23 protein-coding genes are annotated in these 23,487 nt (G+C 64.3%); all 23 read left to right on the plus strand.

Annotated features, from left to right (window positions below; translation table 11 throughout):
• The first annotated feature begins 92 nt into the window (after positions 1-92).
• The gene (locus RIB45_RS10250) at positions 93-1,568 is read left to right on the plus strand and encodes a hypothetical protein (RefSeq protein ID WP_350050171.1); all 1,476 of its coding nucleotides are present in this window, start codon (positions 93-95) and stop codon (positions 1,566-1,568) included.
• A 28-nt stretch (positions 1,569-1,596) separates the two neighbouring features.
• Positions 1,597-2,865 (plus strand): N-acetyl sugar amidotransferase, encoded by a 1,269-nt coding sequence (locus tag RIB45_RS10255; protein ID WP_350050172.1) that lies wholly within the window; start codon positions 1,597-1,599, stop codon positions 2,863-2,865.
• A 42-nt stretch (positions 2,866-2,907) separates the two neighbouring features.
• Positions 2,908-3,549, plus strand: a complete 642-nt coding sequence (gene hisH, locus RIB45_RS10260; RefSeq protein ID WP_350050173.1) for an imidazole glycerol phosphate synthase subunit HisH — start codon at positions 2,908-2,910, stop codon at positions 3,547-3,549.
• Between the two features lie 2 nt (positions 3,550-3,551).
• Positions 3,552-4,313, plus strand: a complete 762-nt coding sequence (gene hisF, locus RIB45_RS10265) for an imidazole glycerol phosphate synthase subunit HisF (RefSeq protein ID WP_350050174.1) — start codon at positions 3,552-3,554, stop codon at positions 4,311-4,313.
• Between the two features lie 66 nt (positions 4,314-4,379).
• On the plus strand, positions 4,380-5,078 hold the full coding sequence (locus RIB45_RS10270) for a formyltransferase family protein (RefSeq protein WP_350050399.1): 699 nt from the start codon (positions 4,380-4,382) through the stop codon (positions 5,076-5,078).
• Positions 5,075-5,776, plus strand: coding sequence for a cytidylyltransferase domain-containing protein (locus RIB45_RS10275; protein WP_350050175.1), 702 nt, complete (start codon positions 5,075-5,077; stop codon positions 5,774-5,776). Before RIB45_RS10270 ends, RIB45_RS10275 begins: the two co-directional genes overlap by 4 nt.
• Positions 5,773-6,768, plus strand: coding sequence for a Gfo/Idh/MocA family oxidoreductase (locus tag RIB45_RS10280; protein WP_350050176.1), 996 nt, complete (start codon positions 5,773-5,775; stop codon positions 6,766-6,768). Before RIB45_RS10275 ends, RIB45_RS10280 begins: the two co-directional genes overlap by 4 nt.
• Positions 6,769-6,783: 15 nt before the next feature.
• Positions 6,784-8,082 (plus strand): DegT/DnrJ/EryC1/StrS family aminotransferase, encoded by a 1,299-nt coding sequence (locus RIB45_RS10285; protein ID WP_350050177.1) that lies wholly within the window; start codon positions 6,784-6,786, stop codon positions 8,080-8,082.
• Positions 8,083-8,102: 20 nt separating this feature from the next.
• Positions 8,103-9,089: a hypothetical protein gene (locus RIB45_RS10290; RefSeq protein WP_350050178.1), complete on the plus strand. Its 987-nt coding sequence runs from the start codon at positions 8,103-8,105 to the stop codon at positions 9,087-9,089.
• Positions 9,082-10,215 carry an aminotransferase class I/II-fold pyridoxal phosphate-dependent enzyme gene (locus tag RIB45_RS10295; RefSeq protein ID WP_350050179.1) on the plus strand — a complete coding sequence of 378 codons (1,134 nt, stop codon included), beginning with the start codon at positions 9,082-9,084 and terminating at the stop codon, positions 10,213-10,215. Before RIB45_RS10290 ends, RIB45_RS10295 begins: the two co-directional genes overlap by 8 nt.
• A gap of 7 nt (positions 10,216-10,222) precedes the next feature.
• Positions 10,223-10,819: an LbetaH domain-containing protein gene (locus RIB45_RS10300; RefSeq protein WP_350050180.1), complete on the plus strand. Its 597-nt coding sequence runs from the start codon at positions 10,223-10,225 to the stop codon at positions 10,817-10,819.
• Positions 10,816-11,862: an N-acetylneuraminate synthase family protein gene (locus RIB45_RS10305; RefSeq protein WP_350050181.1), complete on the plus strand. Its 1,047-nt coding sequence runs from the start codon at positions 10,816-10,818 to the stop codon at positions 11,860-11,862. Before RIB45_RS10300 ends, RIB45_RS10305 begins: the two co-directional genes overlap by 4 nt.
• Positions 11,863-11,926: 64 nt before the next feature.
• Entirely contained in the window at positions 11,927-12,733 is an 807-nt protein-coding gene (locus RIB45_RS10310) for a glycosyltransferase family 2 protein (protein ID WP_350050182.1), read from the plus strand.
• Positions 12,730-13,641 carry a methionyl-tRNA formyltransferase gene (locus tag RIB45_RS10315; protein WP_350050183.1) on the plus strand — a complete coding sequence of 304 codons (912 nt, stop codon included), beginning with the start codon at positions 12,730-12,732 and terminating at the stop codon, positions 13,639-13,641. Before RIB45_RS10310 ends, RIB45_RS10315 begins: the two co-directional genes overlap by 4 nt.
• Positions 13,635-14,312: a PIG-L deacetylase family protein gene (locus RIB45_RS10320; RefSeq protein ID WP_350050184.1), complete on the plus strand. Its 678-nt coding sequence runs from the start codon at positions 13,635-13,637 to the stop codon at positions 14,310-14,312. Before RIB45_RS10315 ends, RIB45_RS10320 begins: the two co-directional genes overlap by 7 nt.
• Positions 14,313-14,325: 13 nt before the next feature.
• Complete coding sequence (locus RIB45_RS10325; RefSeq protein ID WP_350050185.1) at positions 14,326-15,420, plus strand: sugar phosphate nucleotidyltransferase; 1,095 nt, start codon at positions 14,326-14,328, stop codon at positions 15,418-15,420.
• Positions 15,420-16,448 (plus strand): UDP-N-acetylglucosamine 4,6-dehydratase (inverting), encoded by a 1,029-nt coding sequence (gene pseB, locus RIB45_RS10330; RefSeq protein WP_350050186.1) that lies wholly within the window; start codon positions 15,420-15,422, stop codon positions 16,446-16,448. Before RIB45_RS10325 ends, pseB begins: the two co-directional genes overlap by 1 nt.
• 14 nt (positions 16,449-16,462) lie before the next feature.
• Positions 16,463-17,707: a UDP-4-amino-4,6-dideoxy-N-acetyl-beta-L-altrosamine transaminase gene (gene pseC / locus RIB45_RS10335; RefSeq protein ID WP_350050187.1), complete on the plus strand. Its 1,245-nt coding sequence runs from the start codon at positions 16,463-16,465 to the stop codon at positions 17,705-17,707.
• A 95-nt stretch (positions 17,708-17,802) separates the two neighbouring features.
• Positions 17,803-18,507 carry a methyltransferase domain-containing protein gene (locus RIB45_RS10340; protein WP_350050188.1) on the plus strand — a complete coding sequence of 235 codons (705 nt, stop codon included), beginning with the start codon at positions 17,803-17,805 and terminating at the stop codon, positions 18,505-18,507.
• 45 nt (positions 18,508-18,552) lie between these two features.
• Complete coding sequence (locus RIB45_RS10345) at positions 18,553-19,473, plus strand: FkbM family methyltransferase (RefSeq protein WP_350050189.1); 921 nt, start codon at positions 18,553-18,555, stop codon at positions 19,471-19,473.
• 58 nt (positions 19,474-19,531) lie between these two features.
• On the plus strand, positions 19,532-21,430 hold the full coding sequence (locus RIB45_RS10350; RefSeq protein WP_350050190.1) for a hypothetical protein: 1,899 nt from the start codon (positions 19,532-19,534) through the stop codon (positions 21,428-21,430).
• A gap of 15 nt (positions 21,431-21,445) precedes the next feature.
• Positions 21,446-22,795: an MBL fold metallo-hydrolase gene (locus tag RIB45_RS10355; RefSeq protein WP_350050191.1), complete on the plus strand. Its 1,350-nt coding sequence runs from the start codon at positions 21,446-21,448 to the stop codon at positions 22,793-22,795.
• A 38-nt stretch (positions 22,796-22,833) separates the two neighbouring features.
• A complete protein-coding gene (locus RIB45_RS10360) occupies positions 22,834-23,370 on the plus strand; it encodes a GNAT family N-acetyltransferase (RefSeq protein ID WP_350050192.1) in 537 nt (178 codons plus the stop codon).
• Positions 23,371-23,487: the final 117 nt, after the last annotated feature.

Below are 23,487 nucleotides of genomic sequence, written 5' to 3' on the forward strand. Positions count from 1 at the left end.
ACCCTGCTCGGTCGACCGCTCGGACGGGCAAGTACGTCTGGGTTCTGCACAATGGCCTGACGCGCTGGCTATGGCTCGATTTTGCCCGGCATATGCGCGAGGAGACAGGGCTCGAGCCGCTGCTGCTTTTGACCGACGCCAAAGCGCTCGACTATTACGAAAAGCTGAACGGCGGGCCGCTGGATTTCGAGAGCATCGTCATCAAGGATCCTTACGACGTGCTGGAGGAGCCGGCGCCGGACGTCTCCACGGCCGAGATTCTGGCCCGAGCGCGGCGTGCGGAGAAGGCGTTGGGGCTTGGGCTCTATCGCGATTACGTTCTGCAGGACCGGCACATGGGCCGTGGCTATCTTTTGGCGGGCAGCGGTCACCCTTCGTCCGTTCTCGCCGATCTCAGCGACCAGAGGCGGATCGCCCACGCCTTCGCCGAGCAGGCGGAATGGACGGCGGAGCTTTTCGAGCGCTACCCTCCCGCGATGATCTGCAGCTATTACGGTGGCGGCGGCGTCCGGCAGAAGATGATGGCGACCGGCGCACGGCACCGCGGCGTGCCGTTCCGCGCGCTGTGCCCGGCCCGGTTGGGCGGCTTGGTCTATTGGGCGGACGACGAGTTCGAGGGCTCGGAAGCGCTCTCAGGGTATCTCGCGCAACCAGGGCCGCAGCTGAGCGAGGAGGAGATCGCCGCCGAGACCGGCGGGTTGCGCTCGTCGGCGCTAGCCACAAATGCGGCGGCGCTGTCGAGCCGCGCCGCCTCGCGGCGCTGGTCGCAGATCGTGAAGCAGAGCGCCTGGCTGACCGCCCGTTACTTCTACTGGCGTTTCAAGGGCTACGCGAAGGCCCGGCGCGGGTACAAGCTCTCGGATACGATCCGGTGGCTGGTCCGCCAGCGCCGGCACTATCGCTTGCTTGACAAGATCGCGTTGCGCGACCTTAAGGACTTGCCGGACGGCGTGAAGATCGTCTACTTCCCGCTTCAGCAGGAGCCGGAGGCGTCGACGTTGGCGCTCGCGCCGGAGAACACTAATCAGTTGGCGACCGTGATGGAACTTTCGCTGACGATCCCCGCCGATGCGATCCTGATGGTCAAGGAGCACACCTGGCAGGTCGGCCGTCGCCCGAACGACTTCTACGACCGGCTGTTGGGGATGCATAACGTCCGTCTGGTGCATCCGGACCTGCCGGGGCTCGCCGTCTGCCGGCGGGCCGATCTGGTCGCCACGATCACCAGTTCGGCCGGGTACGAGGCCGCCGTCCTGGGCAAGCCGACGCTTTTCTTTTGGAGCCATTGTCCGATCGCCTCGACGCCCCATGTGCACAAGGCTCCCCGGTTAGAGGGGATTGAACGCGTCTTGGATCTCCTGGACGATTGCGACGGCGACGCAAAACGGCGACGCGAGCATGACGGCGCGGCGCTCGCGCGGCGGTTGCGTGAATTCTGCATCGACGCGGAAGAGATGGAATTCTTCACGCGCAAAGAACCGGCTCCGCGCGAGGACGTGGCGAGGCTCGCCGCCCCGCTCACTCATGAACTCACCACGGCGCAGACCGACCTACGCGTCGGCGCGTGAGAACCCTTTACGAAGAGGTGCATCGACCATGACCCGTCAAACGCAGCCGATACCGTTTCAGCCGCTCGGCGTTATCGCCCGCCGCTCGCGGGAGATGGCGGAGCGCGCGAAACATCTTGAGGGCGAAGACGGCGTTCGCCGGTGCAAGAAGTGCCTCATCCCCGAGACGGAGCAGACCGTCACCTTCGACGACGAAGGCGTCTGCAACATGTGCGCCGTCGCCCGCGAGCGCGATGAGGATATCGATTGGGACGCGCGCCAGCAGGAGTTCCAGGACATTGTGGAGCAGTATCGCGGCAAGTATCGCTACGACGCGATCGTGCCGTTCAGCGGCGGCAAGGACAGCGCCTGGGTCGCCTACACCTTGGTCAAGAAGTACGGGCTCAAGATCCTGCTGGCGACGTTCGATTCGCATTTCCGCCGGCCGTTGCATCTTGAGAACATCGAGCGCGTCGTCCGCGCGCTCGGCTGCGATCACGTCACGTTCAAGGCGAATGACGACGTCATCAAAAAGACGATGCTGGAATCGCTGCGGCGCCGCGGCGACTTCTGCTGGTTCTGCCACACCGGCGTCGTCGCGACCCCCTTCAAAGTCGCGCTTATGTACAAGGTGCCGCTCATTATCTGGGGCGAGCCGGGTACGGAACAGTCGGGCGGCTACTACAACTACAAGACCAAAACGCCCCCGGACGAACGGTGGTTCAATCGTCAGATCAACTTGTCGATCAACGCCGAGGACATGCAAGGCTTCGTGGACGGCGTCGAGATGCGGGACTTGGAGCCCTTCCAGCTTCCCCCTTGGGAAGATCTGATGAACATGGGGGTCACCTCGATCCACCTTGGCGACTACATCAAATGGAATGCGCCGTTGCAGTACGAGATTCTCAATAAGGAGCTCGGTTGGCAAATGGCCGAGGTCGAGAACCTCCACCCCCGTTATCACTATGAGAAGGTCGAATGCTTCCTTCAGGGCACGCGCGACTACCTGCGCTACATCAAGCGCGGATACAGCCGAACCGTGCAGCGGGCGAATCTCGACATCCGCAACGGCGTCATGTCGCGCGACGAGGCGGAGGAGATGATCCACTACGACGCGCAACGGCCGGCGAGCCTTGACGTCGTGCTCGACTATCTTGGCATCGATGAGGACGAGTTCAACGCGATCGCCGAGGACCATCAGGTCTATCCGCATGTCCACGACCCGGACAAGGTGCGCGCGGCCCAGCGCAAACTCGATGATCAGCCGCTCTGGGAACGGTTGCTTTCCGGGGACGTGCCTTCCGACATCGACCAGTGATTTCGCTGGGTCTTCAGTCCGCTTCGATCAGGGAGAAATGGCTTGAGCCTACCGCGTGACATCGTGCGGCGGCGCGTGACCGTCGTCGACTATGGTATGGGCAACTTGCGTTCGGTCGCGAAGTACGTGTCGCGCGCGGGTGGGGAGGTGCGCATCTCGGCGGATCGCGCAGACCTGGAATGGGCCGAACGGATCATCCTTCCCGGCGTCGGGGCCTTCCCCGATGCGATGGCTGAGTTGGAGCGACGCGAGCTGATCAATCCGTTGCGCGACATGGTCGAGGGAGAGAAGAAACCGCTGCTCGGAATCTGTCTGGGGATGGAATTGTTGGCGCAGTTCAGCCCGGAGGTGCGCGACACCCGCGGCATGGGGTGGGTCGACGCCGAGATGAAACCCTTCGACCGCGCGTCGATGCGGGTTCCGCACGTCGGCTGGAACCAGATCACCAATCGCAATCCTTGCCCCCTTTTGGAGGGCGTAGAGGACGGGTCCTTCTTCTACTTCGTGCACAGCTTCCATATGGTCTCGCATCGCCCGGAACTGGTCACGGCGACCAGTCGCTACGGCCACGATTTCACCGCTGTGATCCAGCAGGGCAACGTATACGGGACGCAGTTCCACCCGGAGAAAAGCCAGTCCGCCGGCTTCCTCCTGCTGCGCAATTTCATCGAAAAGGATCTCTGATCATGAGTTTCGTTCGGCTCATTCCCGTCCTCACGCTGAAGGACGGGCGAATGATTAAGACGATCCAGTTCGACCAATATCGCGACGTCGGCCACCCTCGCACCATGGGCAAGGTCTACGACAGCCAGGATGTAGACGAATTGGTCTTCCTGGACATAACGGCGACGCAAGAGAATCGAGCGCCGGACTACGAGTCGATCCAGATGTTCGCCGAAGAGTGCGCCATGCCGCTGACGATCGGCGGCGGGGTGAAGTCGCGCGACATCATCCGCGAGCTTCTGAACATCGGCGCCGACAAGGTGGTGATCAACAGCGAGGCCGTCCGGCGACCCGAATTTATCACCGAGGCTGCCAACAGCTTCGGCAGCCAGTGCATCGTCGTCTCGATCGACGCGAAGCGCTACAGCGGGTCCGGTTACGAAGTGCTGATCGACGGCGGGTACGAAAGGACCGGCCTCGAGGTCGTTGAGTGGGCGAAGGAGGTGGAGCGCCGGGGCGCGGGCGAAATCATGATCACAGCCATCGACCGCGAAGGAACGATGGAAGGCTACGATCTCGACCTGATCCGGTCGGTCCAGGACGCCGTGTCCATTCCGGTCATCGCCAACGGCGGCGCCGGCCTGCTGGTCGATCTGCTCGATCTCATCAAGGAAACGGACGCGACGGCGGTGGCCTGCTCGAGCCTGTTCCTTTTCACGGACAACAAGCCGATCAAGGTGAAGTCGTTCCTACAGACCGGCCGTGTTCCGGTCCGGCCGATCTAGCGGCTCGCACGTCTGATCGGGACGCTCTAAGGCGACGGTGTGGAGATGATGCGGTCAATCCTCGTCATGGCGGGACGGAACCGGTTCGGGCGTCTTCTGCTTGAGACTTTGGCGAAGAAGGGAGCGGCTCCCGCGGGGGTCGTTCTTGAATGCGAGACGCCGCGCGCGGCATCCCTGGAACAGTGGTTGGCCCATCCCTCTTTCGAGCCCGACGCTTTTGAGCGGACAGTCGAGCAGGCCGGGATCGACGTGCTACGAACCAGCGACTTTCAGGGCGACGCCGCTCTCGCCTGGATCGCCGACCAGCGGCCGGATTGTTTGATCAACGGCGGCGGCGGGATCTTCTCGAAGGCGCTCTTGGACGCGACCCCCGTCGGCGCCGTCAACGCCCACCCGGGGTTGCTGCCGAGCTATCGAGGGCTTGACCCGGTTCTTTGGGCGCTCGCCGAAAACGGGCCGTTGGGGGCGACGGTGCATCGCATGGCCGAAGGGTTGGATACAGGGCCGATCTTCGCGTCGGCGACGCTGCCGCCGGAGATGCTGACGCCTGAAGACTTGAGCAGTGTTGTCGCCTTGCGGGTCGCCTGCATGAGGCGCGGTGCGCAGCTTCTGGCGACCGTGCTTTCGGACCCGTGGCGCTATCCGCCCACCCCGCAGGATGAGGGGGAAGCCCGCTATTTCGGCCGCTTTCCTGAGGATCGTCTGGCGGAAGTCGAGGCGGCGCGCCTCAGTTTGCGCGCCGCCGCGCAAGGGGCCGTCTCGTGAAGGCCCTCGGCGTCCTGCAAGCGCGCATGGGGTCGAGCCGCGTCCCGGGCAAGGCGATGACCGATCTGGCCGGCGAGCCGCTGATCGGCCATATGATCCGGCGCATGCGCGCCGTGCGAGGGGTCGGGGAGATCGTTCTCGCCACCACGACCGACCCGCGCAACGACCCGTTGGTCGACTATTGCGCCTCCCTGGGGGTTGAGGCGGTGCGCCATCCGAAGGAGGACGATCTGGCGGGGCGGATCGCGCTGGCGATCCGCGGGCGACCCGGCCGCACGATCTTGAAGACCGGCGGAGACTGTCCGTTCATCGACCCTGCGGTCCTGCAGCGTATGGTCGACGCCGCCGAGGCCGATCCCGAGGCGGACTTCATCTCTAATCGGGTCGAATGGTCCTATCCCCTGGGCTTGTCCGCGGACGTCGTCTCGCGCCGGGCTATCGAGTGGGCCGATTCGAACCTGACGGCGCCTGAAGATCGCGAACTGTTCGCCCTGTGGATCCGCGACCATCCTGAGCGCTTCAAGGTCGTGCCCATCGTCCACGACGTCGATCTCTCGCATCACAATTGGTGTGTCGACACGCCGGAAGATCTCGCCTTCGCGCGGCGCGTTTTTTCATCGCTCTATGCGCAGGATCCCTGTTTCGGCATGGAGGCGGTGCTTCGCTTCCTGGGCGAGGAAGGCGCGGCCGGCGCATGAACGCCCTTGAAGTCGTCCTGGTCGGGGCGGGGCGCATCGCGGTCGGAAACCACGGCCTTGCCGGCGCGACGCCGCTGAGCCATCTGGCGGCCATTCGCGACGTCGGGGCGCAGATTGCGGTGCTGCGCGCCCTCGTCGAGCCGAATGAGGACGCGCGGGAGCGCGCCCGCGCCGACTGGCCGGAGGTCGCCGCCGCCGAGTGCGCTCCGGACATGGCCGATCTGCCTGATCTGAAAGGGGCGGTCGCAGTGATTTGCACGCCGTCTTCCGTGCGTCGAAATCCGGTCGAGGCTGCGATCCGCGGCGGCGCCCTTGCGGTCGTCGTGGAGAAGCCGCTGGCCCAGACCGCCGACGAGGCGCGCGCCCTGCACGCCGCCGCCAAGGCCGCGGGCGTGCCCCTCGTGGTGAACTACAATCGCCGCTTCGACGCGCGGATCGCGGATGCGATGCGCCGGGGGTGTGAGGACGTGAGAAGCGCCGAACTGCGCTACGCGCGCGGGCTTTGGAACTACGCGTCGCACATGCTCGACCTTCTGGTCTCTCGCTGCGGCCCGATCGAGACGGTTCAATGGATCGCCGGCGCCTGCCCCGACGCCGCGGCGGACGCCAATCCAAGCTTCGCCTTGACGTTTCGGAGCGGGATTCCGGTCGCGGCCTTGGGCCATGAGGGCTTGGACTACGATCTCCTCGATCTCGTCCTGACGACGCGGGCCGGCCGTCTGCGCCTGCTGACCGGGGGCGCTGAAATCGCGGTCGATGCGCCGCAGGACGATCTTCACTATAAAGGCTACCGGCATCTGGCGACGGGGCCGGCAGAGCGCGGCGCCGCGGCGGGCTTCTCCGGGCTTTATCGCGCTCTACATGACTGGCTTGTCGGCGGCCTCGCCTTCGTCGGATGCGATTCCGCCCAGGCGGTTCATCTGGCCGAGGCGTTCGAGGCGATATCGGTGTCGGCGTCGCGGAACGGCGCATCGATCCGACTTGGCGATTAGACGTGGGATGAGATCATGAATGCTGCAGACACGCCCGCGCTGCTGGGCGGCCATCCGATCAACGATCGACCCTTCCGCTTCAACAACGCGATCGGTGAGGAAGAAAAGCGCGCCGTCATGGCGGTGCTCGACGAGGGGGAGCTCTCGGGCTTCATCGCGTCACCCGGCGAGCCCTTCTGGGGCGGGCGCAAGGTGCGGGAACTGCAGGATATGTTCTGCAGCCGCTTCGGAGTGAAGCATGCGGTGGCGGTCAATTCGGCGACGTCGGGACTGCACGCCGCCGTGATGGCGATCGGAACGGGTCCCGGCGACGAGATCATCGCCTCTCCCTATACGATGAGCGCCACCTCGACCGTGGCCGTTCTTTCCGGCGCGACGCCCGTCTTCGCCGACATCGAAGACGAGACCTTCGGGCTCGATCCCGCCGCCGTCGAAGCGAAGATCACGCCGCGCACGCGTGCGATCGTGACAGTCAATATTTTCGGCCACCCCTCGCGCCTGACCGAATTGCGGGCGCTGGCGGACAAGCACGGCCTCTATCTGATCGAGGATAACGCCCAGGCGCCCGACGCCCTGCACGCCGGCCGTCCGACCGGCACTATCGGCCACATCGGCGTCTTCAGCTTCAACCGGCACAAGGTGATGCAGAGCGGCGAAGGCGGCGTCCTGGTCACCGACGACCCGCAGTTGTTCGAGAAGGCGGCCCTGTTCCGCAACCACGGCGAGGCGGTGGTGGAGGCGATGGGGATCGACGATCTCGTGAACACCGCCGGGCTTAACCTGCGGATGACCGAGATGGAGGCCGCAGTCGCGGTCGAGCAGTTCCGGAAGCTGCCGGAGCTCAATCGACAGCGGATCGAGCTGGCCGACCGGCTGTCCTCGGCGCTCTCCGACATCGACGGGGTGAGCGCTCCGACCGTGCGGCAAGGCGATCGGCACGTCTACTACATGTATGCGATGACCTATGACGAGGCCGCGGCGGGAATGCCCCGCGAGCTGTTTGTGAAGGCGATGCTGGCCGAAGGCCTGTTCGTCCGCGGCGGCTATCTGAAGCCGACCTATCTGGAGCCGATGTATCAAAAGCGCATCGGGCTCGGGCGTCACGGGTTTCCCTTCGCCGCCGCCGACGGCGCCTCGCGGGTGGATTACTCGCCCGGCATCTGTCCGGTCTGCGAACGGCTGCAGTCGCAAGAGTTGATGATCACGGCGGTGATGCAGCCGCCGCAGACCCTCGCCGACATGGACAGATGGGCCGAGGGCGCCCGCAAGGTGCTTAACGCCCGCGACGCGTTGATGACCGCCGAGGCCGCCTGACGCCTATCCGCGTCGACGGAATGAGCAAGCTTCTGGTTCTGCCCGTCGAGGCGGGGGCGGCCGCGTTTCTGAAGCCGGTTCTGGCGGCTTGGGAGACCGCGTCGCCTGGTTTCGATTGGGAAGTCGGCTTGACCGACCGATCCGCGGCGAGCCTGAGCGGCGCGCTGAGGCGGGGGCGCGCCGTCGGATCGGTTTTGGATCGCCTGGACGCGGCCGCGGGGGCGGCGTTTATCGAGCGCGCACGGCCGTCGGCGCTTCTCATCTCCGCCGGCGGCTGGCCGCTTGAACATGCGGCGGTCCGCGCCGCCCGCTCACTCGGCGTCACCGTCCTGCAGTTCGTCGACACCTGGTACGGCTACCGGCGGCGACTGGTCGACGACGCCGGTTTGAACGCGCCGGACAGGCTGCTCCTGATCGACGGTTTCGCGGCGCGCGAGGCGAGAGAGGAAGGCCTGGGCGAGCTGGCGACGGAACTGGTCGGGCACCCGCACTGGGGAAAGGTGGCGCGCCTGCCGCCGACGGAGCGGCGACGGACGCTGTTCGTCGGCGCGCCGGTGGTTCGGGACTACGGCGCGAGCCTGGGGTACACGGAAGGCAGCTGTTTCGATCTTCTGCGCGCCGCGCAAGAGGCGCGTCCGGATCTGATCGCGCACATCGAGTATGCGCCGCATCCGGAGCAGAACGAAGACGATCTGCCGGAAGGGGTTCGGATATCGCGCTATGATCCGCGACGCCTGGGCGAAGACGTCGACCAACTGGTCGGCATGTTCTCCTCGCCCTTGATCGACGCCTACCTTTCAGGGCGCCGCTCTGTCAGTCTTCAACCTGACGCGGTCGGACCCGATCTATACCCGCTCAGTCGACGCGGGTTGGCGCCGCGGGCGGGTACCCTGCAGGATCTGATCGCGGCCCTGTCCCTGCCGCCGCCCGACCCGACCGCCCTTCGTTGGGACTTGCAAGGCAGCGTCGAGCGTTTCGCTAATGCGGTGAGAAAGCACCTTGTCTGACGTCATTCCCTTGGCCGTACCTGATCTGCGCGGCGCCGAAGCCCGTTATCTGGAAGAGTGCGTCACCGACAACTGGGTTTCGTCCGCCGGCCCCTTCGTCGGCGCCTTTGAAACCCGGATGGCCGCGCTCGCCGGACGGCGCGAAGGCGTCGCCTGCGTCAACGGTACGGCGGCCCTTCAGATCGCTCTCATGGGGCTAGGAATCGGACCCGGCGATCGCGTCATCGTTCCCGACTGGACTTTCGCTGCCTCCGTCAACGCCGTGATCCACGCGGGCGCGGAGCCGGTTTTCGCCGACGTCTCCCGCGAGGACTGGTGTCTCGACCCGGCGAGCGTCGACGAAGCCGCGGCGCGCTACGGCGAGGGGTTGCGGGCCGCCGTGCTCGTCGACCCCCTCGGCAAGACCGCGTCGCCTGAGACCGCGACCTATCTGCGCGAGCGGCACGGCCTCCTGGTTCTGGAGGACGCGGCCGGCGCAATCGGCGCGTCGCGCGGCGGCGCGTCGGCGGGCTCGCTCGGCGCGGCGGCCTGTTTCAGCTTCAACGGCAACAAGACCGTCACCGCCGGCGGCGGCGGCATGGTGGTCACCGACGACGAGGCGCTCGCCAAGCGTCTGCGTCACCTGACCACCCAGGCCAGGATCGGCGCCGACTATCGCCACGACGCGGTGGGGTTCAATTATCGGATGACCAACGTCAACGCGGCGATCGGCGTGGCGCAGTTGGAGCGTTTGGAGGAGATGGTCGCGGCGAAGCGTGCGATCGCGGAGGCTTATCGCGCGTCGATCGCCGAGCGCGCAGACATCGCCTTCATGCCGTTCGACGGCGACGGCGACGGGGCGGTCGACAGCGGATGGCTTTCGGCGGTTCGCGTCGCCGACGAACCGACGATGCGCGACTTGGTCTCGCATCTGAACGCCGCGGGAATAGCGGCGCGTCCCTTCTGGTGCGCCTTGTCGAGCCAAGCGCCCTATTCGGGGTATCCTTCGGTCGCAACGCCGGTCGCGCACGCGCTGACGGACGTGGTCGTGACCTTGCCGAGTTCGAGCCATCTCGATCGTGAGTCGTTGGCGCGCGTGACGGCGGCGCTTGAGGCGTGGCGCGGTCCCGAAGTCCCGCCGTTGTGAGAAGACCATGACGGATTTTCTCCTGCTGGGCGCCGGCGGCCATGCGAAGAGCGTCGTGGAGATTCGGCGCGCTGCGGGCGATCGGCTTTCAGCCTATATCGACCCCCACGTCTGCCCCTGGCTGCCGGAAGTGCGCCATATCGCCCGCGATTCGGACGCGAGCCCGTCGGACGGGCCTTTGGCGATCGGACTTGGCGGCGTGACGATCGACCTCCTCGCCGCCCGCCGTCGCCTGGTCGAGGAGTATGCGGCCCGCGGGTTCCTGTTGCTGAGCGTCGTCCACCCCGGCGCCCTGGTCAGCCCGAGCGCCTCGATCGCCGAGGGGGCGCACGTCCTCGCCGGCGCGATCGTGCAACCGGGGGCCGTAATCGGACGCGCGGCTTTGATCAACGCCGGCAGTCTCGTGGAGCACGACGCGCAAATCGGTGAAGGCGCGCATATCGCGCCAGGCGCAAGGGTTCTGGGCGGCGCGCGCGTCGGACCCGGGGCGATGATCGGGGCCGGCACCGTCGTGTTGCCATACGCCGACGCGCCGGCGCAGACGCTGGTTCCCGCAAACACCGTCTTCAGACCGAGCAAACCGAAAGGGAGCGAAGCCCAATGATGTTTCCGCACGACCGAAAGCCGTACATCATCGCGGAGATCGGGGCGAATCATAACGGCGATATGGCGCTCGCCCGTCAGATGATCGACGTGGCGAAGGAATGCGGCGCGGACGCCGTCAAATTCCAGTCCTGGGATACGACGATCTTTTCGCACGCGGTCTACGAGAAGAACTACTTTCTCGGCGACGACTACCGCGATCGGACGGACTACACCTTGAGGCAGATCGTCGAGGAGTTCGCAGTCTCGTTCGAAGATCTGAAAGCGTTACGCAGTTATTGCGACGAGGTCGGGATCGACTTCTCATCGACGCCGTTCAACGAGAAGCAGCTCGATGACCTCGTGGCGCTCGGCGCCAAATACATCAAGATCGCGTCGATGGACGTCACCAATCCGCGTCTGCTGCGCCACGCGGCGCAGACCGGGCTTCCGGTCATCCTGTCGACCGGCTTCGCGGAGATGGACGAAATCGACCGCGCTGTCCGCTGGCTGGAGGAGGGCGGCTGCGCGGAGATCGTTCTGCTGCATTGCGTGTCGCTTTATCCGCCCGAAGACGACGAGGTGCGCCTCGACAACATCGACATGCTCCGCGAGGTCTACGGTTACCCCGTCGGCTTCTCGGACCACACGACCGGCACGGAGATCCCGATCGCCGCGATCGCCAAGCGCTCCGTCGTGATCGAGAAGCACTACACCCTCGACCGCGCCATGTTCGGATGGGACCATCACATGTCCTGCACGCCGGAGGAGTTGAAGGCGATCTGCACGGCGCGCGACCGGATTCATCCTGCGTTGGGCGGCAAGCGCCGGATCGTTCCGGAGCGTGAGCGGACGCGGCGCGACGAGTATCGACGCTCCATCGTCGCGGCGCGTCCGATCGCCAAGGGCGCGACCGTGTCGCCTGAGGACATCGACTATCGCCGGCCCGGAACCGGCCTGGCCCCGACCATGACCGACCTCGTCGTAGGTGCGGTGACCCGGCGGGAGATCGCGGAAGACGCGCTCATCGGTCTGAACGACATCGTTCAACCGGACGACGCTTGAGAGTCCGTTCCCTGCGATGCGATCGGCCCTGATATGCACGGCCTGCTTTCCGGCGCCCCCGGAGGTGGCGGCTGATTACCGGGCCGGCGTCGCCGAGCAGGGGCGCGAGATCCGGCAACTTTTGGTCTGCGAAGACGGAACCGATCCGCGCCTGTTCGACGCCGGCGCCGCCGAGATCCTCCAGACGCCGGCGGGTGTGACGGGCGCGCGCCTGCGCGAGGCGCTTTTCCGCGCGATTGATGGGACCCCGGCGAGCGACGCCGTGCTCTTCGCCGATTGCGATGACCGCATGCTACCGGGCGCAGCGGAAACGTTCCTGTCGGCGCTGCAGACTGCGGAGGTCGCGGCCGCCGACATGGAGATCACGGATCCCGCCGGACGGCCGCTGAGGCGCCGCTTTTTCGACGGCGCGGACTTGCCGGATCGCACAGAGGACGCAGGGGCTTTAGCCCGGCGGAACTGGATGGGCCTGACCAATACCGCCGTACGCCGAGAGGCGGTCGACTGGGCCGCGCTGTCCGTGCCGGCCGCCGTGAGCGCGGTGGATTGGTGGCTGTTCGCGACATTGCTGTACCGCGGCTTGACGGCGGCCTGTGTCCGCACGCCCGTGACGCGCTATCGATCGAACCCTGCGGGGACGCTCGGCTACGGACCCGCCAGGAGTTTCGAGGCGCTTCAACGCCGTCTAAGTTTGGTCGCCGATCATCAAACCGCGCTGCTGGGGCGCCCGACGGCGGAGATCGCCGGACTTCAAGCGCTCGCCTTGCGCCGGGCCCCCGAAATGGAGCATGCGTTGGCCGATCTTCCGGAGACAGGGGTCTGGTACGAGGACGTCTTTCGGTTGGCCGAACGACTGGAGACCGCGCCGTGAAGATCGGGTTCGTGGGAACCGTCGAATCGAGCGCCGCGCTGCTGAAGGCCACCCTCGCGGCGGGCGGCGACGTCGCGGCCGTCGGCGCCTTGCCGCCAGAGGTCGGCGCGGCGCGCCACGCCGATTACGTCGACCTGGCGCCGATCGCCGCCGAGGCCGGCGCGCCGCTTTACGATTTGTCGACGCCGGACGGCTTGCAGCGGTTGGTCGCGCAGAGCGCGCCGGACGTCTTGTTCGTTTTCGGCTGGTCGCGGTTGATCCCTAACGACCTCCTGGCGGGCGTTCCGATGGGGGGCGTGGGATTCCATCCGGCGCCGCTGCCGATCGGGCGCGGGCGACATCCGTTGATTTGGTCGATCGTCCTGGGCTTGCAGGAGAGCGCCGCCTGTTTCATGCGACTGACGGAAGAGGCGGACGCCGGAGCGGTCTTCGTTCAACGTCCCTTCGCCATTGCGGATGACGAGACCGCGCGAAGCCTGATGGACAAGGCGATCGCGGCGGCGACCGCCGCGGTTCCGGATCTGCTGCATGCGCTGACCAGTCGCGGGGTGGCGGCCGCCGTTCCGCAGGATGAGAGCCGCGCCGTCGTGTGGCGGAAGCGAAGCCCAGCCGACGGTCGAATTGATTTTCGAATGTCCGGATCGGCGATCGATCGGCTTGTGCGCGCCCTCCACCCGCCGTATCCAGGCGCGGAGGCGGTCCATTCGGAGATCGGCGCAATCGTCGTGCGCGAAGTGGCCGTGCGTTCGGACAGGACGGCCGTCGGGCCGGTAGAGCCGGGCCGCGTCGTCGCGACGCGAGACGGCGCGCCGGTCGTCGCAACGTCGGACGGCGCCGTTGTTCTGACGGATTACGCCTGCGCGGCCGGGGGGCGGCCGGAGATCAGGCTGGGGAGCTCGTTTTGCTGAACGCGAAGACCGTGATGGTTGTCGCCCCGCATGCGGATGACGAAACGCTGGGGGCGGGCGGAGCCTTGTGCCGGCTGAAGCAGGGCGGCGCTGAGCTGCATTGGACGCTGATGACCACCCCGGAAGGCGCTGGCTACCCGGCGGATTATGTCGCGGCCCACGCAGCCCAGGTGGACGCGGTCGCCGCGGCCTACCCGTTCGACGGACTGCATCGGTTGGACTACCCCGCCTCGACCCTCGCGGCGCAACCGGTGGGGGCGCTGGTCGATCGGCTTCGCGCCCTCGCCGCGGCGGTCCGACCCGACGTGATTTTGCTGCCGCATCGCGGCGACGCTCACGACGACCATGGTGCGACGGCCGCCGCGGCGCAGGCGGCTTTCAAGGGCTTTCGCATGCCGAGCTTCGGGGTTCGGGCGCTTTACGCCATGGAGATCCTGTCGGAGACGGACGCCGTTATGGGGCCGCCGGCGCATCCTTTCATCGCCAACACCTTCGTCGACATTTCCGATCATTTGGATCGGAAGGTGGAGTTGTTCGGCCTCTACCGTACTGAAGTGACCGAGGGCGGCCCCCGGTCGCCTGAAGCTGTGCGCGCGCAGGCCTTGCTGCACGGCGCCGCCGTCGGCCGCCCCGCGGCGGAACGCTTCATGCGCTTGCAAGCCGTTCTTTAGGATGACGCCTCCGATGATCTCGAAACTGACGGATCTAACGCCGCTCGTCTGCGGACCGGACCAGACGGTGCGCGACGCGCTCGAACGCATCACTCAGTCCGGCGTGTTGGCGCAGATCGTCGTCAATCCGGACGGAACGCTCTATGGGACGGTTACGGACGCCGACGTGCGCCGCGCCATCCTGCGCGGGATCAAAGTCGAAGGTCCGGTGCGCGATTGCGCCCACGTCAAGCCGATCGTCGGCCTGGAGGGACAGAACGCGGAGAACATCGCGCGGCTGCATGCGATCCCCGGGTTGGTGCCGTTCCTGCCCATCGTCGATGCGGAGCGCCGTCTCCTGGAGGTCTGGGTCCGGCAGCCGGCCACCCCCAAGATGCCCGCCCTGATCATGGCGGGAGGGCGCGGCGCCCGGCTTGGGGACCTGACCCGCAACACGCCCAAGCCGTTGTTGGACGTCGCCGGCGCGCCGATCCTGGAGCATGTGTTACGCCAATTGGAAAAGGGCGGGTCGCGTGAGATCTTCATCTCCGTGCATCATCTATCCGATCAGGTGCGGCGCTTCGTTGAGGAGCGGCGCGGCGCGGCGCGCCTGTCGATCGTCGAGGAGACCGAGCCCCTGGGCACCGCCGGCGCCATCGCCAAGATCGCCCTCGAGGACGCCGAAGGCCTGATCGTCGCCAACGGGGATCTGGTGACGCAGACCGATTTCCACGCCTTGGAACTCTTCCACCTGCGTCAGGGCAACGACGTCACGATCAGCGCCGCCAGCTACGAGGTGTCGGTGCCGTACGGCGTCATCCGTCACGCGCCTGACGGCGCCTTCACCGGCATGGAGGAGAAGCCCGATCTCACCTACATGGTCGCGGCCGGCATTTACGCTTTGTCTCCGGCGGCCGCGGCTTTGGTTCCGCCGGACCGCCGATCGGATATGCCCGAACTGATCAACCGCGCGAAGTCGATCGGTCTTCGGGTCGGCGTCTTCCCGATTCACGAATACTGGCGAGACGTCGGTCAGCGGCACGATCTGGACGCCGCGCGGCGCGAACATTCCGAGGAGGCCGTTCGCGCGCGCCTTCCCGGGTCTTCCGTTTCTGAGGAGCAGCAGTAGTGACAAACTTCAATTCGGGCGAGTGCGATCTGACCGGCAAGAGCGTTCTGGTCACCGGCGGGACCGGCTCGTTCGGGCGCGCGTTCGTGCGCCACGTTTTGGAGACGCAGAAGCCGGAGCGCCTGATCGTCTTCTCGCGCGACGAGGACAAACAGCACGAGATGGCCGGCGATTTCGGCTTCGACTACACCGGAACCCACAATACGCGTCTTCGCTTCTTCATCGGGGACGTGCGCGACCGCGACCGCCTGCAGATGGCGATGCGCGGCGTCGACGTGGTTGTCCATGCGGCGGCGTTGAAGCATGTGCCGACCGCCGAATACAATCCGATGGAATGCATCCGCACCAACGTGCATGGGGCGGAGAACGTGGTCAGCGCCGCGCTGGCGTGCGAGGTCGATCGCGTCGTCGCCTTGTCCACCGACAAGGCGGTCAATCCGATCAATCTGTACGGCGCAAGCAAGCTGGCTGCCGACAAGATCTTCATCGCCGCGAACAACCTGAGCGGCCGTCGTCGGACGCGCTTCAGCGTGGTGCGCTACGGCAACGTCCTTGGCTCGCGCGGCAGCGTCGTCCCCTTCTTTCGCCGCCGCATAGAGGGCGGCGCGGATTACCTGCCCATCACCGACGACCGGATGACCCGCTTCTGGATCACCATCGACCAGGGCGTCGCCTTCGTCCTCTCGAGCGTCGGACGCATGCACGGCGGCGAGATCTTCGTGCCTAAGCTGCCCAGCATGAAGATCGTCGAACTGGCGAAGGCCATGGCTCCCGACCTGCCGACGAAAATCATCGGGATCCGTCCGGGCGAGAAACTGCATGAATTGATGCTGACGGAAGACGAATCCCGGTTCGCCTATGATCTTGAGGATCGCTACCTGGTCGCACCCGAGATCGCCTTCACCCAGGCGATCGAAGATGCGTTGAACGGCCTGCCGAAGGTGCCCGAGGACTTCCGCTATTCCAGCGACAGCAACGACGTCTGGATGACGCCGGATGAGTTGCGCAACCTGATCGGTATTGCCTGAAAGCGCTTGCGGCCATGATCCCTTACGGACGCCAGTCGATTGACGAAGACGATATCGCCGCGGTCGCGGCGGCGCTTCGCTCGGACTATCTGACGACGGGTCCGAGGGTCGAGGCCTTCGAGGCGGATTTGGCGCAAGCGACCGGGGCCGCGCACGCCGTGGTCTGCAACAGCGGCACGGCGGCGCTTTATATCGCGGCGCGCGCGCTTGGCCTGGGTCCTGGCGACGTGGCGATCGTCCCCAGCATGACCTTTCTCGCGACCGCTTCCGCGCCGTTCCTGGCCGGCGCCGAGATCGTCTTCGCCGATGTGGATCCCGATACGGGCCTGATGCGGCCGGAAGACCTTGAGCGCGCGATCGCCGAGGCGCGTCGGCGCTTTCCTGAGGGGCGCCTCGCGGCGGCTTTCGTCGTTCACCTGAACGGTCAATGCGCGGACATGCCGGCGCTGAAGGCGCTTTGCGACGCCCGGGACCTTTTCCTGGTGGAAGATGCGTGCCACGCGCTCGGCGGCGCGACCCGACGCGCCGACGAGCCTGAAGCCGCCGGCCGGGAGGCGCGGGTCGGCGACACACGTTGGTCGCATCTCGCCTGCTTCTCCTTCCATCCGGTGAAGACGATCGCGATGGGCGAGGGCGGGGCGGTGACGACCCAGGACGCCGCACTGGCCGAGGCGCTGCGCCTGCACCGTAATCACGGGATGGTCCGGGACCCTGAGCGCTGGCGCCATCGCGATATGGGGTTCGACGCGGGCGGCGAGCCGAATCCCTGGTATTATGAACTGGAGACGCCCGGTCTTAATTTCAGGGTGCCGGATGTGCTGTGCGCGCTGGGATCCAGTCAGTTGAAGAAGCTCGATCGTTTCGTGGCGGGGCGGGCCGAAGTCGTCGCCCATTACGACCGCGCGATCGCAGGGCTTGCGCCGGCGATCTTGGGTCCCGCCAAGGTGCCCTGGGGGCGACCCGCCTGGCATTTGTTCGCCGCCCGCGTCGATTGGGCGACTTTGGGCGTGGAGCGCGGCGCCGCAATGCGGCTGTTGCGCGCGCAAGCCGTGGGGACGCAAGTCCACTACATTCCCCTTCACCGACAGCCGTTCTGGGAGCGGCGATACGGCCGCCAGGATCTGTCGGGGGCGGAAGCGTATTACGCGGCCGCGTTGTCGCTACCCTTATTCGCAGCGATGGAGTATGCAGACGTCGGCCGGGTCGTACAGAGTCTGGAAAAGCTCTCAGCCGGTGCAGCGCAGCCAAGGTCACCATGAACGGTCTTTGCGCAGCGGGGACGGACATGTTTAAAGCCGGCTGATTGTAGTACCTTGAGCCAGGCGCGAAGAATACAGCCATAGAGAGGGACGCAATGAAGGTCGACAAGAACATAGAGGCGGCGAACAGCGCCTGGACCTTTGATGCAATTGGGGATGATTTCGAGAGCCACATCGAGAAATCAATTCCCCATTACATAGAGTGGCAGGAACTCATCTGTCAGCTATCGGATTTCTTTCTGAATCCGGACTGCCTTGTTTACGATATCGGGGCCGCTACGGGGGCGTTGTCGCGCAAGCTCGCGAAATGGAACGAACACCGAACCGGAATGCGCATCGTTGGGATCGACAGCGTCGAAAGCATGGTGAAGAAAGCGCAGGAGCTTAACACGGATCCGCGCGTCACTTTCATCCACGAAGACCTCCGCGTGTTTGATTTCGAACCCTGTTCGATGGTGATGTCATATTACACCGTCCAGTTCATTCACCCGCACTACAGGCAACAACTTATCGACAGGATTTACGAGTCGCTCCATTGGGGCGGCGCGCTGATTCTGTTCGAGAAGGTTCGCGGCGCGGACGCCCGGTTCCAGGACATCCAGAGCCAGCTTTATGTCGATTTCAAACAGAAGAACGGATTTTCGACGGACGAAATTATAGGAAAATCCCGCAGCTTGAAGGGGGTCCTTGAGCCGTTCTCCACCGAGGGAAATCTCGGGTTGCTGCAGCGGGCGGGGTTCTCTGACATCATGCCGGTGGCGCGATGGATGTGTTTTGAGGGGCTGCTGGCGATCAAGTAAGACGTCGATTGGTGTTGTCCGAAGACGAGAATAGGAACCAAAGTCGTGCAAGATAGGTTTGGTCGCTTCTGGCGTGTCAAAAAGGGTTTGGCCGCCTTTTATAGCTTTCTTCTTAAGTACAGGCTTAGCAGTCGGCTGTTCACGGCGTTCGTGATCGAACCTCCGAAGATCAAAGAAGTCGATTTCGGCGGCTTTTCCATCCGCGCTCACATTCCGGGCGTCTACATGAACGGCTGGCTCATCAACGGGCCGAGCAAGAATAACGAAATGCCGACCGTTCGGTTCTTGGCGAAGGACCTTCGGGACGGGGACGTCTTTTACGAAGTGGGGGCGGCCTGGGGCATGTACGCCCTGATCTGCAACAAAATGGCCCGCCTGAAGCAATGCGTCGCCTTCGAGCCACAATCCTTGAATTTCGCGGAGACGGTTCGGAACGTCTATCTGAACAATTTCCAGAACACCATTGTTCTTCCGTTGGCGGTCGGAGACGAGAGCAAGTTCGACGATTTCTACGTTCAGGCGTTTCAGACCGGTTATGGCGGCGGAGCGATGGCCGACTACGACAGGTCGATGTTTTCCGAGTCCTCTGAGGCGATGGAGGCGTTGCGCCGCGGCGAGGGAATGGCGAACAAGGATCCCTCGAGCCTGAGCCCGGATGATGATTTGCCGGCGTTCGAATGGCGCGAGCGTGTGCTCGTCATGCCGTTGGACCGGATCATTTCTGAGGCCAAACTGGAATGGCCGACCCACATGGTGATCGACATCGACGGGGGCGAAGTCCTTTGCCTTAAGGGCATGGAGAAGACGCTTGCGAACCCGGCTCTGCGGGCCTTGAGCATCGAGGTCGACGAGCAGACGCGCGGCGAGGTCGAGAAGATACTATTCGCCGCGGGCTTCTCTATCGAAATCGAAAAAACTCAGTCGCGAGGCAACGTGGTCTATACGCGCGCGCGGCAAGGGACTTGAAGGCGGCGGTTCGTCTACCCGCTCGTCCTTTCCTGAAGCGTGGAACCGCAACGATAACATGAGCAACAAGTCTGTACTCGTAGAGTCGGTCGCGGCCGTAGATTACGCGACCGACCGTCTGGGCGAGCCCGACGTCTGGTTGACGACCTCGCCGATGGTTTATGAGAAGCTGCGCGGCGGCTCTCGGAGCGTTCGCTTTCTGGACCTGGATATCACACAGGAAACCGCCAACGCTATCGGCTATCTCGGCGCCGATCTTGCGGACTCGTTGGCGCACGCGGTAGACGGCGTCGACGGGACGCCCTGGAGCGGGTCATATCGACCGGGACGCGCCCTGGCGGCGTCGTTACAACGGGTCGTCACGCGGTTTCTGCTCAAGGGCTATCTGCTCGATCAACTTCTTCAAGACCGAAAGGCTCGGCTCGTCGTCGTGGGTCGACCCGATCTCGAACCCGTTAAGGATTTCTCCCTCCTGCCTGGCCGTTTCGAAACGACCTACGCAACAATTGCAGCCGAGATCGACGTGCCCGTGTTGGCGTTCGAAACGCCCGTTCCTGACCTCCTAACGCAGCGGGGCGACATTTACCTGCCCTCGGCCGTAGACCGCGTGATCACAGCCATCAACGCCGACGTTTCAAGCATCGTAAGCAAGCTTTGGTTTCGCGGCCTGCGAGGGCGGCCTCTCCGGCTCCCCTTTTTGCGATCAGCCGGCCATATCTATATCGAAAATCTGAATGAGCTGGTGGAAGAGACCATCGTGAAGCTGGTCGCGGCCGGACTGACGGTCGAAAAACTCCCCTCCGCCAACAGCAGCCTCCCGCAATCCCCGGTGGTCGGTCTCTCGCTGGAGCGCATGAAGAACATTCTGCCGCCGCTGGCCGCTGAGCGCGGCGTCCCCATCGGTCCCGCTGTTGAGGCCGGTGCGGCCCTGGCGGCGCGAAGATTGGACGACTGCCTGTCATGGGCGCCGCGGGCGCACGATCGGGCTGTTAAGGTCGCAACAACGGTGAGCAATCATGGCCCCTCAGGGTCGGTGGGCCTGCTGGCGACAAATCTCTACGCCGGGTATCCCCAGCTTTTGATGCAGATGCTGGAGGCCCTGGACGTTCCGATCTTCAAAGCCGAGCACGGTTCCGCTCCGGGCCAAAGCCCTTTGCACGCGCCGATTATGCGGATTTCCGATCCGAAACTGTACAACGACACGCTGAGCTTCACGCCTGCTCAGCGGGAGGCCATCGTAGAGTTTCATCCGAAGGCCGGCCCATTTGCCGTTGTTGGAACGCCGCTCTGCCTTCGCCGCACAAGGCTGCGCAGAGTACAGCGCAAACTTGCCCAATTGCGCGACGGCGCATCTCGCACCGCGATATGGTGCACGGGCATATATCCGAACAACATAACGCTGCTGCCTCATTACTGGATCGACGGTCCCTATCATCTTCTGCGCAAGACGGTGATCGAGGAGTGTCTGAAGGAAAGCCCCACTCAATTCGTCATAAAATTACATCCGGCGATCCGCTATGTGGACGGCGACCCTCTTGCCGGAACCATGGCTTTACCGGCGAACTGCCGAGCGGTGGCCGACCGGGATTTCCGCTATCTCAGGGCCTGTGGGGATTTAATCCTTGTGGATGGCCCCGGCAGCGTCTTGGCCTGGGCCATGGGCGTAGGCGTGCCGGTGATTTATCTAGAGTTCGGAATGTACACGTTGAGTGAGGAAGCGGAGAAGGCTTTCCGCGAAGGCGTGTTTTACGTGGACGTGCGCACCCGTAGCGGCCGACAAAAACTGGCGGAGCTCTTGGCGACGCCTCAACATTCGTTGAGGGAAGCGTATCGCGCGCTGGCGCCGGGACGCGCGCGGATGCTTCAGCGATTTGTTTTCGGACCGGAGGGGGTTCCTGGTCGGAAATGCGCACACTATGTGAAGCGCCGCTTTAAGCCCGCACTCGATCATCGTTAAGGGAACGCGCTTGATATGCTGCTCAAGAACATCGCAAACGCCTTCGTTCGGCTCGAGTACGGAAACAAGGTTCTCGTATGCGATCCCTGGGTCACTCCCGGGATTTTCGACGGCGGATGGGCTCCTTTTCCTCCTGTGCAAGACCCCCGATCCGCTTTGGCCAACGCAACGCATTGTTTTATCTCACATATCCATGAGGACCATTGGGACGCTGGAGCGCTTGAGATGCTGCCGCGCAGCACCGTGATGTTCGTTCCTGACATATATCCTAATCACGTAATTCGCTCGAAACTGCTAAGCGCGGGCTTCACCCATGTCGTCATGCTCACCCCCGGAAAGCCGGAACAGGCATTCGAGGGCGTCTCTGTGGAGGCGGTCGCGCCGATGAACGGTTTCGCACAGGAAGAAGAACTGTACCGATCAGATCATTCGATGCAGATGGTGGCGGCCGTAGATGCGGGCGCAATTGTGACCAGCGACGAGGCGAAACTGGTTCTGCTCTCTGATAACAGTCCCTACTTTCTCGAAGACGCGGGCGACTCGCTGGAGCGCATGCGAAACGCCGACCTGCTAGCGTTTCCCTTCAACAGCCTCGCCGATGACTTTCCAGTCTGCTACGACGATATGAGCCTTGAAGAGAAACGCAGGACGTCGCTGGCCCGCAATCGGAAACGGGTCGATTTGCAGGCTCCCAATATCAAGGCGTTGGCGCCGCGCGCGATCATGCCCTATTCCTCTGACTTCGTCGTGCAGGGACCGCGTTCAGAGGAGTTCGTCGCTGTTCACCCGCGGCAGTTCGTCGACAAGGCGCAAGCGGCCGCGCTTTACAGCGAAGCGACGGGATGTGACGCGGTTGTTCTGTACGAAGGCGATGATCTGAAAATCGCTTACGGCCAGCTTGAATTGAGGAGGGGCGGCGTTGATCGCCCTGATATTGCGGAAGTGGCCGCGCGACTGAAGAAGTCGCGCCCCGCGCCTGCGGACCGCTTCGCCCCGCGCCTCGACTTCGAGGGGCTGCTTCACGACATCGAACGGGCCGCTGCAAACATGTGGAGCCGTTGCGACAACTACGACCTGCACACGGATTGGAGCCTTGTTCTCGAGATCTCCGATCATCAGCGAAGCGTAACCCTTGACTTCGCTCAACGGAGGGTGATGGAAAGCCGAGGCGACGAGGAAAAAGCGCTTACATGCGTCATTAACAGCGGTCACCTCCAGTCCCATCTGGATTTCAAGAGCCATTGGAACAATTCAATGATCGGCCATCATTTAAGTTGGCGCCGCTTTCCTCAAGAATTCGATCTCATGTTGTATCGAGCCTTGAATTTCTTTCACTTGCCGCTCACCCCCCAGCGGTCGGTCTAGTGGCCTTATCGTCGCAGGAGTGGCCTCGAGGTCCGCGTTTGCATTTGCGGCCCATCCGCGAAAGCGATGCGGAGGGGCCCTACAGCGAATGGATCAACGACCCGACGGTTAAGACGAATCTCGCCTCGCGTCATGACCAGTTGAGCGTCTGTCAACTCAAGGAGTACATCCGCGAAAACTCGACGCGCCCGGACACGGCTTTCTTGGCCGTGTGTCGCAATGCGGGGGGGCTTCACGTCGGGAACCTGAAAATTCAAAACATCGACCGCCAGCATCAATCGGCGTCCTTGTCCATCGTGTTGGGTGTTACGTCGGACTGGGGACGGGGGCTCGGCACGGAGACGATTGCGATCGCCGTACGGTTCTGTTTTGAAGAACTTCAACTCCGGCGCTTGGACGCCGGTTGCTTTTCTAGAAACATCGCCTCGCGCCGGATCTTTGAGAAGTGCGGATTTCAGGTCGAGGGCCTGTCTCGAAGCGTTTGGATGACAGATGATGGATGCCACGACGCGGTCCGTCTCGGCTTGCTGCGCAGCGATCCGCCTCTTTGGAGCGCCTACTTGCAGGCGATCTGAGGCCGACGGAAGGCGCGGGATGCAAATCGAGTCACCAAGCGCCCGCAGGCGACGGAGTTCTTCGACGGTGACAAGCGTTCGGCGCGGCGGCCTCAGCAAGCTTCGACCCACGTGGCG

Origin of the sequence: Marivibrio sp. (assembly GCF_040218065.1) — a bacterium.
GTDB lineage: Bacteria > Pseudomonadota > Alphaproteobacteria > UBA8366 > Aestuariispiraceae > Marivibrio.